Here is a 12,049-nt window from a genome sequence, read left to right on the forward strand (position 1 = left end):
CCATAATTAGAAAAATCAACCTCATGACTTTTCAAGATAAAATCCAGCAAGGAATCCCCTCTCAATTACCTCCAAAAAAAGTAAGAAACAACTCAATTTCACATGCCCCAAAAAGGCAAGATGTTCTTACTTCAGATGAGAAAAAGTTGGCTTTGAGCAATGCATTGAGATATTTTCCAAAAGAATGGCATTCCGAATTAGCACAGGAGTTCATGGATGAACTCAAAAAGTTTGGCAGAATCTATATGTATCGATTTATGCCAGGTTACGAGATGCATGCCAGACCGATTGAAGAGTATCCTGCTCAAAGCAAATCTGCGGCAGCCATCATGTTGATGATCCAAAACAACTTGGACCCTGCAGTGGCGCAGCATCCTGAAGAATTGATCACATACGGTGGAAATGGCGCGGTATTCCAAAACTGGGCTCAATACCTGCTGACCATGAAATACTTGTCCGAGATGTCGGAGGAGCAAACGCTCCACATGTATTCTGGTCATCCCATGGGGCTTTTCCCTTCTTCATCTGATGCTCCAAGAGTGATTGTCACCAATGGAATGATGATCCCCAATTACTCCAAGCCTTTGGACTGGGAAAAATTCAACGCCTTGGGTGTTACTCAATATGGGCAAATGACTGCTGGTTCCTACATGTACATTGGACCACAAGGGATTGTCCATGGCACTACCATAACTGTGATGAACGCTTTCCGAAAGAAACTGGGAGCCGGAATCAGCCCAAAAGGAAAAATCTTTTTAACCGCTGGTTTGGGAGGAATGAGCGGAGCACAACCTAAAGCTGGAAATATTGCAGGTTGTATTACTATCTGTGCTGAAGTCAATCCAAGCGCTGCAATCAAACGCCATGAGCAAGGGTGGGTAGATGAATTGATTGAGGATATGGATTCCCTGGTCGATCGAATAAGAAAAGCCAAAGAAAACGAAGAGGTGGTATCTATCGCTTTCATAGGAAATGTAGTTGATGTATGGGAAAGGTTTGATACTGAAAATATATTTATTGAACTTGGTTCAGACCAAACCTCCCTTCACAACCCTTGGGCAGGAGGATACTATCCTGCAGGACTTTCATTAGAGGAATCAAATGAAATGATGGCTGAAAATCCTGAATTGTTCAAAGAAAAAGTGCAGGAATCTCTCCGTAGACATGCAGCTTCCATCAACAGACATACTGCCAAAGGAACTTACTTCTTCGATTATGGAAATGCTTTCCTTTTGGAAGCATCAAGAGCTGGCGGAGAGGTAATGGCTGAAAACGAAATTGATTTCCGCTATCCAAGCTATGTTCAGGACATATTGGGACCGATGTGTTTCGATTATGGATTTGGACCATTCCGATGGGTTTGTACTTCAGGGAAACCTGAGGATTTAAGAAAATCCGACCAAATTGCAGCTTCAGTATTGAAGGAAATCATGAATTCCTCCCCTGCTTCAATTCAGCAGCAAATGCAAGATAACATCACTTGGATCGAAGAGGCAGAGAAGAATAAACTGGTGGTGGGTTCCCAAGCCAGAATTCTATACGCAGATGCTGAAGGTCGCTCCAAAATTGCTCAAGCTTTCAACCAAGCCATTTCTACAGGGGAAATCTCTGCTCCAATTGTATTGGGAAGGGACCATCATGACGTAAGTGGGACAGACTCTCCTTATCGTGAAACCTCTAATATTTACGACGGTAGTAGATTTACGGCAGATATGGCAATCCAAAACGTGATTGGTGACAGCTTCAGAGGTGCAACCTGGGTTTCGATTCACAATGGAGGTGGCGTTGGCTGGGGAGAAGTTATCAATGGAGGTTTTGGGATGGTTTTGGACGGAAGTCAAAAAGCTGAGAACAACCTCAAATCAATGCTTTTCTACGATGTCAATAACGGTATTGCCAGAAGAGCTTGGGCGAGGAATTCAGGATCATTAGAAGCCATCCAAAGAGAAATGGATAGAACACCTTCTTTGAAAGTGACTTTACCCAATTTGGTAGATGAAAATATTTTGAAAAATATCGACTAATCAGGGATAATTTGTCGTATAGCCTTGGACTGGAGTCTTTTCGGTTCAAGGCTTTTTTCATTTTCAAAAAAAGAGCAAAATTGAAGCAGATTTTTACTTAAACAATTTACCCATGACCCTTCATCAAAACCCAAATCAGGAAATATGGACAGGAAGAAAAACCTCAGAACCTGAATATTGGTACCAGTTTGTCAAATGCATTTCTGATTTTAATTTTTCATCAGAGACAGGCAGAAAAATAGGCATTTTAGGTTATCCGGGAGAAGAAGGAGTCAAAAGAAATCAAGGAAGACCTGGAGCAAAAGAAGCTCCTGATTTGATTCGAAAATTCCTTGCAGGCACAGCTTACCACTTAAATGAAAACTGCCAAATCCTAGATTATGGAGATATTTTAACTTCTGGAAATGATCTGGAAAGTACACAGCAAAAGATATCTGAAACAGTCCTTGATTTGCTCAGAAACAGGCATTTCCCAGTTCTCCTGGGCGGTGGACATGACTTAGCTTACGCACATGGAAAAGGGATCCTTCAGCATTTACAACCAAAAGGAGAAAAGTTAGGCATCATCAATTTGGACGCTCATTTTGACCTCCGTCCTTTGGCAAATGGAAAAGGGCACTCCGGCTCTCCTTTTTACCAACTTTATCAAGAATTTCCAGATCAGTTCAATTATTTAGCTCTGGGAATTCAGAGAGCTGCCAACCCTCAATCACTTTTCAATACTGCAAAAAATGTTAATGCCAATTATTTGGTCATGGAGCAGTTTAGACTTCAAAATTGGGAATATATCGAGGAGCAAATCATTTGGTTTTTGGACTCAGTCAACAAGGTTTATCTCACCATCGATTTGGATGGTTTTGCTTCAGCTTTTGCACCCGGTGTATCAGCTCCTTCCCCGATGGGCTTCAATCCTCAAATCGCATTTAAGGTTTTTGAGTTGATTGCAAAAAGTAAAAAAATGATCTCACTTGATGTGGTTGAACTAAATCCGCGGTTTGATCAAGATAATGCTACTGCAAGATTGGCCGCAAGATGTATTGAATATTTACTAAGAAAAATATTCTCCTAATAATTATTAAGTAACAGTTAATTCCTCTTTAAAAAACACATATTTCCATCCATTTTATTTTTCCCATACAGAAAAATTAATCAAATTGTTTGAGTCAATTAAAATTTTAATTGTAAAACAGAACATTCCATACTCTGTTTTACCAAACAATTTTCAACTATGGATTTTGATATTTCAAAAATTTTAGACCAAGTCTACACCTATGCTCCAAAAGTTTTAGGAGCCATTATCACCCTGGTTATTGGGTTTTGGATTGCAGGATTGATCTCCTCCAAAATCAAAAAATCTATGGAAAAGAACAATGTGGATAAGTCCCTTGCTCCTTTCCTAAATTCCATGATCAACATCACTCTGAAGCTTTTGGTGCTTTTGAGTGCTGCATCCATGTTTGGAATTGAAGTCACTTCATTTATTGCCATATTCTCTGCTTTAGCCTTTGCTATTGGTTTGGCTTTGCAAGGGAATCTCAGCCATATGGCAGCCGGAATCCTAATTTTGTTCTTTAAGCCTTTCCGAGTTGGAGATTTTATCGTAACCAATGGATACTCTGGTACGGTTAAAGAAATTCAGATTTTCAATACCATTTTGACCACTTTGGATAATAGAGTAATCATAGTTCCGAATGGTGCCATCGCATCCAATCCATTGGAAAACTTGACCATGAACCCTGTGAGAAAAGTCCCGATGACTTTTGGAATCAGTTATACAGCGGATATTGACAAAGCACGGTCTGTGATTGAAAAAGTAGCAGCTTCTTGCGAAAAAATTGATCACTCGCAGTCAGTTGATATTTTGGTTTCTGAATTAGGTGATTCTTCGGTAAATTTTGCTGTGAGACCTTGGTGTAAAACAGAGGATTATTGGGATGTCTACTTCTTTATGCACGAAAATATCAAAAAGGCGTTTGACCAAGCAGGAATCGGAATTCCATTCCCTCAAAGAGATGTGCATCATTATTACCCGGAAGGGAAAGCTTAATCTCCTTCTGTTAAAATGATTTAAAAGACTGGGACTTAGTTCTCAGTCTTTTCTTTTTTTGGATAGTTAAAGTAGTTTCATCCCATGAATAAATTTTTAAGCTCTCCATTTTTGACATTCCTTTTCTCAGGAATTGTTCTATTCTCATGCAGCACCAAGGATGAGGAAAGTAAAAAATCATTAACCGTTCAAATCAATGAAAACAATATCATCCCTTTTGATGAAGCCATTGAATCCATCGAGTTTATCCCGTTAAAAAACGATTCAGATTCTCCCGTAAATTTGAATTGCAGCGTATGGAGATTGCTTGTTCAAGATGAAAGAATCATCTATTCTACAATCTGTAATCCAGATGCCAAAATCCACCTTTATGATCTTTCTGGAGAGCATCTCAAAACCATAGATAAAGCAGGAGATGGCCCAGAAGAATACCAGTTTATTCAAGGAATGAACCTAATTCAAGATACTTTGACTATTTCGGTTGGAAGTGGTGTTCTCAAATCTTTTCTACTTCCTGATTTCGAATTTATCGGAAGTCAAAAGCTAAGTGAATTATTCCCTTTCTTATTGACCTTTTTAGAATATTCTCCCGGACAATGGCTAGTATCGCCGATGTTTATGGGAGAATTGGATGAAAACGGGACTTATCCGGTTTTTAAAAACTACAACTCAGCTACAAATAGCATATCCGATCTTCCTCTGCGAGCAACCGCATTAACTGCAGAAATCAGTGAAGGTGAAATCGCTCAAATTGATCCTCAAACTCATCTCTTGAATTATGCATTTTCAGATACCCTCTTTTTATTCAAGGAAGGAAAAACAGAAGCGTTCTCTGTAATTGATTTTGGAAATAGGAAGATGGCTAAAGTTGATTTAGGAATGGATGCTCAGGATTTTGAAGCAACGGTTGTTAACCAGCCCTATGCATTCAACATGGGTAAAATATGGTATACTGACTCAATATCTAGAATCAAGACTTTCGCTTTGTCTCCCAATCCTAACATGGATATTTCCAACATGCGAAGCTTTCCAATCCATGAAGTGTTTATCAATCATGAAAACAATCAAGCAGTTGCATTTCCTTCTTTTGCAGGATGGTCAAATGGATTTGGTGATGCGAAAGACGGATACTTTTACGATGTCCTTCAAACTGAAGACTGGATATATGCTTTAGAAAAGGGTTCTTTTGGTTCTTTTGGAGAAGTTTTAGAAAAACAATTGTCCGAACTTAATGGATTTGAAGATCCTATTCTGATCAAATACAAAGTAAAGTTCGATTAATCAATGAAAATGGAAGCTCTAGCTCAAATAGCTAGAGCTTCCCAAAGTATCTCAACAGGATGCTTGGCTTTCTTGCCTGTTCCATCTGCGATTTGATGTCTACAGGAAGTTCCAGGAGCAGCGATCAATGTATCGGAATCAGCTTTTCTTACAGCTGGAAAAAGAACCAGCTCTCCTACTTGCTGCGAAACTTCATAATGTTCTTTTTCATAACCAAAGCTTCCCGCCATTCCGCAGCATCCACTAGGTATTGTTTCTACAGAATAGTTGGTAGGTAATGAAAGAATCTTCTGGGTCCAAAGGACTGAAGAGAGTGCCTTTTGATGGCAATGCCCATGAAGTTTGATCTTTTGTTCCTTGGTGGTGAAAGATTCTGATTTGATTTTCCCTGCAGCTGCTTCCTGAGCCAAAAACTCATCAATCAGCTTGACATGAAACTTTAATTTTTTGGCAGCATCGACCAATTCTCTACCAACTATTCGAGGATATTCATCTCTAAAACTCAAAATAGCTGAGGGCTCCAAACCGATCAAAGGAGTATTTCCATCAATCAGCTTTTCAAAAACTTTTACATTCGCTTCTGCATGTTTTCTAGCTTTTGGAAGGAGGCCTTTGGATAAGGCGGATCGCCCACTTTCTTGATGATCTACTACTTTGACATCATAGCCCAGCTTTTTTAATAATGAAATAGCCTTGATCCCAATCTCAGTATCATTGTGATTGGTAAATTCATCCACAAAGAAATAAACCAATTTGATTGGTTTTTCAGCTCCCGGAAGAGAAGCATAATTCTTTTTATACCACTTCCTCAAACTCACAGGGCTAATCGCCGGCAAATTCCGCTCAGGAGCTACATTCAGGATGGATTTCATCATTCCGCCCGTCACTGAGTTATTGAGGAAAAAATTGGCTATTCCTGGAACCAGCGAACCGAATTCATTCAATTCATTGATATGGGAAAAAGCCTTCGCCCGAAGTGGTACTCCATTCGTCTTTTGGTACTGATATAGGAACTCAGCCTTCATACTCGCCATGTCGACATTGGAAGGACATTCAGAGGTACATCCTTTACAGCTTAGGCAAAGATCCATGGCCTCCTTGATCTCCGGATGATCGAATGGATTTTCCTTTTCTCCCCTTGTCAAAAATTCACGAAGTGTATTCGCTCTACCACGAACAGCATCCCTTTCATTTCGAGTTGCCATGTATGATGGACACATCGTCCCTCCTGAGCCTGGAAGTTTACGACAATCCCCAGAACCATTACATTTTTCTGCCATACGAAGAATCCCTCCTGTGGCTGAGAAATCCAATTCAGTCTTATGAATTGGTATTTCCATTCCTGGCTCATAGCGAAGAAATTCATTCATTGGAGCTGCGTCTACAATTTTACCCGGATTGAAAATATTCTTCGGATCCCATGTAAACTTGATACGTCGAAACAATTCATAGTTCTTTTCTCCTACCATCAATGGAATGAAAGCGGCACGAACTCTCCCATCTCCGTGTTCACCACTCAGTGAACCTTGGAATTTTTTTACCAATTCAGCAGAAGCCAAGGAAATTTTATAAAAATCCTCAACCCCTTCTTTGGTTTTCAAATCCAGAATCGGTCTTAAGTGAATCTCACCTGCCCCAGCGTGAGCATAATGAACAGGTTTCTGGTTAAAACCTTCCATCATTTCATCTACCTGATCGATATAATCAGCCAAGTCCTCAATATCTACTGCAGTATCTTCAATACAGGCCACAGCCTTTGGGTCCCCCGGAATATTAGCAAGTAATCCCAAACCCGCTGCTCTCAAAGACCAAGCGGAAGCTGTTCTACCCGGGCCGATCACAGGATAGGCATACCCTAAACCATTTGCCTTCAAGTCTGCTACTAACGCCTCCCCTTTTGCCAAGGCTTCTTCTAAGGTCTTTCCTCTAAACTCCACCATAAGCAAAGCTTCTGGGTCACCTTCTACAAAGTCTCTGTTTTTACTGTATTCTATACTTTCTTTGGTACAATCCAGGATGATTTTATCCATCAGTTCCACCGCAGCTGCCGGATGTTTCATCGCCACTTGAGAGGACTTCATACTTTCATGGATGGTCTCAAAATGAGCAGCTACCACGATATCTACCGGGTCAGGAAGCGGATCTAAACTCACTTTGATCTCCGTGGTAAATGCAAGAGTACCCTCAGAGCCTGTCAATAGTTTACAAAAGTTGAATTTCTCCTCGCCTTCAAAAATCTCAGACTTCAACAATTCATCTACTGCATAACCTGTATTTCTTCTATGAATTGATTTTTTAGGAAACTGGGCATGAATCTCCGCCCTTGCTTCCTCCTTTTCAAGCTCTTGAAAAATTTCTTGATAGACCTTCCCTTCAAGAGTATTCAGTTCTTTTTTTGCTTCAAATTCATCCCTAGTCAACTCTCCAAATGTCACCTCTTCCCCATCACTCAAGATGGTATTCAAAGAAATCACTTTGTCTCGAGTCACTCCATAGACGATAGAAGTGGTACCAGAAGAGTTATTCCCTACCATACCTCCTATCATCGCACGATTGGCAGTGGAAGTGATAGGACTAAAGAAAAGTCCATGAGGCTTCAAAAAACGGTTCAATTCATCCCGGACAACTCCAGGTTGTACACGAACCCATCTCTCCTCTTTGTTGAACTCTAGAATCTGAGTAAAATTCTTAGACACATCCACCACAATCCCATTTCCCACACATTGCCCCGCCAAAGATGTTCCAGCAGTCCTTGGGATCAGTGAAGTCCCGTTCTCGGATGCAAATCGAATCAGTTTTTGGATATCAAGAATAGACTTTGGAAAAGCAACAGCCAAAGGCACCTCTCTGTAAACGGAAGCATCAGTGGCATAAAGGGTCTTGATTAGGCTATCAAATTGCAATGCACCTTCCAATTCGGTAGAAAGTTTTTGCAATAATGGCAATAGGTTAGGTTGGTCTGAACTCATGTCCAAAAATAGCTTTCCCAAGTAGATTTAGGAAACAGGATGAAAGAAAGAATTTCATTTGGAGCATAATTAATTGGACCGTGGATAAAATTGACAAGGGAGGAAAGAACAATGAATTTGAAAATTGAACAATTCCATCCTTTCTTTGCTCCAAATCCATTCCAAATCCATGTTTTTCTACCTCTCCCAATTTTTGAGTTTCCTAGCAATGCCATTGACGATTTTGATGATCCTGATCATAGGAGGAGCAGTCTTTTTAAAGAGGAAATGGGGTAAAAAGATGCTTTGGACTGGAATCACTTTACTTGTATTCTTCACGAATCCTTTCCTTTCAAACCTAGCCTTATTGACTTGGGAACCAGAATTCAAGTCCTTTGATGAGATAGAAAATCATGAAATCGGAATAGTTCTAACAGGTGTCACCAATTTGAGTAAAACAGCCTATGATCGTACCTTCTTCAATAAGGGAGCAGATCGAATTACCCATGCTTTACAATTGTATCAAATGGGAAAAATTAAAAAGATCCTGATTTCTGGAGGTCAGGGACTAAACCCTGTCAATCCTCAATCTGAAGCAGAATTATTGCAGCGTTTTCTAATCATGACCGGTATGCCAGAAGAAGATATTTGGATCGAGGATCAAAGTAAAAACACAGCCCAAAATGCTCAGTTTACCAAGGACTTTTTGGAGAAGAAAGGGATTGACGCTAATCAGGAATTTATCTTGATCACCTCAGCTTTCCACATGTATAGAGCAAAAGGTTGCTTTGATAAAGTCGGGCTGAAAACTGAAACCTTTCCAACCGATTATTATAGCCATGATGTCAAATATGACATTCCTTCCCTGATTTTTCCTGATTCGAACTCAATTCAATATTGGACTAAACTGTTCAAAGAATGGCTTGGAATCGTTGTTTATAAATTGGTTGGTTACATGTGAAATCATCACTTTTTCAACTTTAAAAACACGTAATCAAAACAGTTCAAACTATTGATTTTCAGACAAATAATTCGTAAATAGAATCTATAATATCAATTTTTAATTAGATTCTATTTTTATGGATTTTTCAGCTATTCTCAATCTGGTTATAGGTTTGATCTTCATTTATTTCCTGATTGCATTGGCTTGCTCCACCATCCAAGAACTAATCGCTCACTATTTGGATATGCGAGCAGAAAATCTGGAAAAATGGATCAAGGACACCTTTCGGGAGCATCAATTGGGTGAAAAAATATTGCAGCACAGACTAATTGATGGACTAACAGCGATAGGAAGAAGAGCGAGTTATATTCCTTCCATGGTGTTTTCTGGAGTCCTGCTGGATTTGATCCATCAAAAAAAGGATGAGCCCTATGATCTGGAATCACTCAAGGAATCTGTCAAAACTTCAGAACTCCCTGCAGATTTAAAAAGACGGCTTCTTCAAAGTATTGCAGAGGCCAAAAATGGTCTTCAAGATGTCAGAAGGGATATAGAAGGTTGGTTCAATGATTGTATGGACAGAATTTCTGGCACTTATAAAAAGAAAGCTCAACTATTTATCGTGATGATATCTACAGGGACAGTCCTGCTTTTGAATGTAGACACCATCAATATCGTTCAATATCTCTATAATCATCCAGCCGAATCAGAAGCTTTAGCTGATCAAATCAGTGAATCCATCCAAGAGCTAAACACAGACTCCAGAGCCGCAAACGCCGATTCTTTAAGCACTGAGCAAAAAATCAAAATGGACATTCAGCAACTTCGAGAAATCAAAGCGTCCATAGACTCTAGCAAATTGCCATTTGGCTGGCAAAAAGGAGACGGAGAGATCTCTATGAGAGAAATCATCAACAAGCTGCTGGGCTTGGTATTTTCAATAATTGCAGGAATAATTGGCGCACCTTTTTGGTTTCAAACCCTCAATAAATTGGTCAATTTGAGGGGGACTGGTGCTATTCCCAAAGATTAAATCAAAAGGTTGTTTTGAATTGTATCTCTGAGTACGGGCTCCACTTTCACTTCTTCGGCAAACTCTGACCATTTGAAAATAGCTGACCTAACTTGAGAGATTTTTTCCTCCGGCTTTCTGATATTCATCTGTCTGGCCACAGTCAAAAAATCTGATTCCGTAATATTTTCCCTTTTTCCATTAACCATCAATGACTGCTTGCTAACCCAAAGACTACCAGGTCTGTAGGCATAGCAAATATCATAGGCCGGTGAAAGTCTCCATTTGCCAGTCTGATCCATCAGGAAGGCAAAATTCTTGGTATGATCATCACAGTTTCTAGACAATACATTGAATATCATCCTAGTAAACATTTGCTCGGCCTCGGGATATGAAAGTCTCAGCATCCGCATGGTTTCAAATACTTGTTCGTAACTAAATTCACCCACCCGATTGAAATCAAAATGACGCATAGCGCAGAGACTTTGCATGTGAATTTTATCCCCTGTATCAGTTCTATCGAAGCGTTTGGTCATAAAATGAGCTCTGCCATTTTCCTCCAAAAGCCTACACTCATTCATCTCAATTCCTGCCTCCTTGGCCATCAGGTAATAAGCCATCTCCACTCTCCCATAGCCAGAAGAAGCTCCAAATTGGCTGTCCATGACCCCGTCAAACTTGATCAGCCAATAGGAAAAACCTGCAGGTGCTTTTACTTGCCCACTTCTGACTTCTCCGGTTTTGGAATTAAAAGCAATAACCGCCTTCGCTCGAGCTCCTCCAGCTGAGGTTCCAATTTTGAGAATATCTGTCAAAGCATGCTCTTCCTCTTTGGACAAATCGGTTTGAAAAGATTCTCTGGAGTTCAATATTTTATTGGCCGTTTCTACCAAGCTATTGATCTCCAGCACAGAAGTCCTAGTGGTTTCTTTTCGCATGGGAGGCTGGATTTCCAAAGCTCCAACTCCCCGCTTTCCTATAAAACAAAGCAACTCGACAGGATTCAAACTATCTGAAGGTCTTCCATTTTGAGCCAGCCATGCATTAATCAGCTGATTCCCATATTTATCAGGAAGCATATCTGCCAACAAACCGGGAAGGCCTTTGAAAGTATCACCATAGTCCGTCCTACCTAGTCTAAGGTCCGGAAATGAATACAGTTGCTTTCCTTGAGCAAGAGGCATTTTGACCGGAGAAATATCCCAGCCTGAACGCAAAAAATCATTGGCATATTCGAAGCGTCCGATTTGAGAATCTTCATCCCAAAGAACTGCCCCAACCATTTTTCCCCAAATCCAAATTTCGGCAGCACTTACCATTCTGACGGTGGGTTTTCAGCAGCCATACCACTATTACGAACCCGTTGTCTCTCTTGCTTTTTCTGCAGCTTCATGTATTCAATGGGACTTATCTCAGATTTTACTTCAAAAGCTTCCAAAAGCTGCAACTCATCCAAAACACGTAAAACCTGAATTAAGGTAATGAGATTGACCTTTTCACCTCGCTCCAACAAACTGAGCGTAGAACGACTGATCCCAGCCTCCTCGGATAATTGATCCTGGGTTTTATTGGATGCAATCCTCTTCTTTTTGATAAATTCTCCTATCAATTGAAGAATTGCCAAATCCGATAAATTAGAGATATTCATGACTTATAAATCATTCATTAACATATAAATATAGCTATAAGGAATGAAATATCATACAAATATATGACTTGATATTAAAAATATAAATGATTAATCATTCATTAAGTTAACTTTTATTATTTAACGAATGAAATATCATACTTTAT

The 12,049-nt window shown here is 39.8% G+C and carries 9 protein-coding genes; 6 read left to right on the forward strand and 3 right to left on the reverse strand.

Annotation, left to right across the window (positions count from 1 at the left end; genetic code table 11):
• Positions 1-23: 23 nt before the first annotated feature.
• The 4 genes from BUF13_RS05390 to BUF13_RS05405 all read left to right on the forward strand — a co-directional run bounded on the left by BUF13_RS05390 (position 24) and on the right by BUF13_RS05405 (position 5,352).
• Positions 24-2,024 carry a urocanate hydratase gene (locus tag BUF13_RS05390; protein ID WP_073570684.1) on the forward strand — a complete coding sequence of 667 codons (2,001 nt, stop codon included), beginning with the start codon at positions 24-26 and terminating at the stop codon, positions 2,022-2,024.
• A gap of 112 nt (positions 2,025-2,136) precedes the next feature.
• Positions 2,137-3,093, forward strand: a complete 957-nt coding sequence (hutG, locus tag BUF13_RS05395) for a formimidoylglutamase (protein WP_073570685.1) — start codon at positions 2,137-2,139, stop codon at positions 3,091-3,093.
• Between the two features lie 159 nt (positions 3,094-3,252).
• The gene (locus BUF13_RS05400; protein ID WP_073570686.1) at positions 3,253-4,071 is read left to right on the forward strand and encodes a mechanosensitive ion channel family protein; all 819 of its coding nucleotides are present in this window, start codon (positions 3,253-3,255) and stop codon (positions 4,069-4,071) included.
• A gap of 84 nt (positions 4,072-4,155) precedes the next feature.
• Complete coding sequence (locus BUF13_RS05405) at positions 4,156-5,352, forward strand: 6-bladed beta-propeller (RefSeq protein ID WP_073570687.1); 1,197 nt, start codon at positions 4,156-4,158, stop codon at positions 5,350-5,352.
• A 23-nt stretch (positions 5,353-5,375) separates the two neighbouring features.
• Here BUF13_RS05405 and BUF13_RS05410 read toward each other — a convergent pair whose 3' ends face one another.
• Positions 5,376-8,321 carry an FAD-binding and (Fe-S)-binding domain-containing protein gene (locus tag BUF13_RS05410; RefSeq protein WP_073570688.1) on the reverse strand — a complete coding sequence of 982 codons (2,946 nt, stop codon included), beginning with the start codon at positions 8,319-8,321 and terminating at the stop codon, positions 5,376-5,378.
• Positions 8,322-8,490: 169 nt separating this feature from the next.
• Between BUF13_RS05410 and BUF13_RS05420 the strand changes: the two genes are divergently transcribed.
• The gene (locus BUF13_RS05420) at positions 8,491-9,261 is read left to right on the forward strand and encodes a YdcF family protein (protein ID WP_073570690.1); all 771 of its coding nucleotides are present in this window, start codon (positions 8,491-8,493) and stop codon (positions 9,259-9,261) included.
• A 118-nt stretch (positions 9,262-9,379) separates the two neighbouring features.
• Positions 9,380-10,276, forward strand: coding sequence for a hypothetical protein (locus BUF13_RS05425; protein ID WP_073570691.1), 897 nt, complete (start codon positions 9,380-9,382; stop codon positions 10,274-10,276).
• Here BUF13_RS05425 and BUF13_RS05430 read toward each other — a convergent pair.
• Together BUF13_RS05430 and BUF13_RS05435 are read right to left on the reverse strand one after the other, a co-directional pair.
• The gene (locus BUF13_RS05430) at positions 10,273-11,574 is read right to left on the reverse strand and encodes a type II toxin-antitoxin system HipA family toxin (RefSeq protein ID WP_073570692.1); all 1,302 of its coding nucleotides are present in this window, start codon (positions 11,572-11,574) and stop codon (positions 10,273-10,275) included. The genes BUF13_RS05425 and BUF13_RS05430 overlap by 4 nt on opposite strands.
• A complete protein-coding gene (locus tag BUF13_RS05435) occupies positions 11,568-11,903 on the reverse strand; it encodes a helix-turn-helix domain-containing protein (RefSeq protein ID WP_073570693.1) in 336 nt (111 codons plus the stop codon). Before BUF13_RS05435 ends, BUF13_RS05430 begins: the two co-directional genes overlap by 7 nt.
• Positions 11,904-12,049: the final 146 nt, after the last annotated feature.

It is taken from the genome of Algoriphagus zhangzhouensis, from assembly GCF_900148515.1.
Lineage (GTDB): Bacteria > Bacteroidota > Bacteroidia > Cytophagales > Cyclobacteriaceae > Algoriphagus > Algoriphagus zhangzhouensis.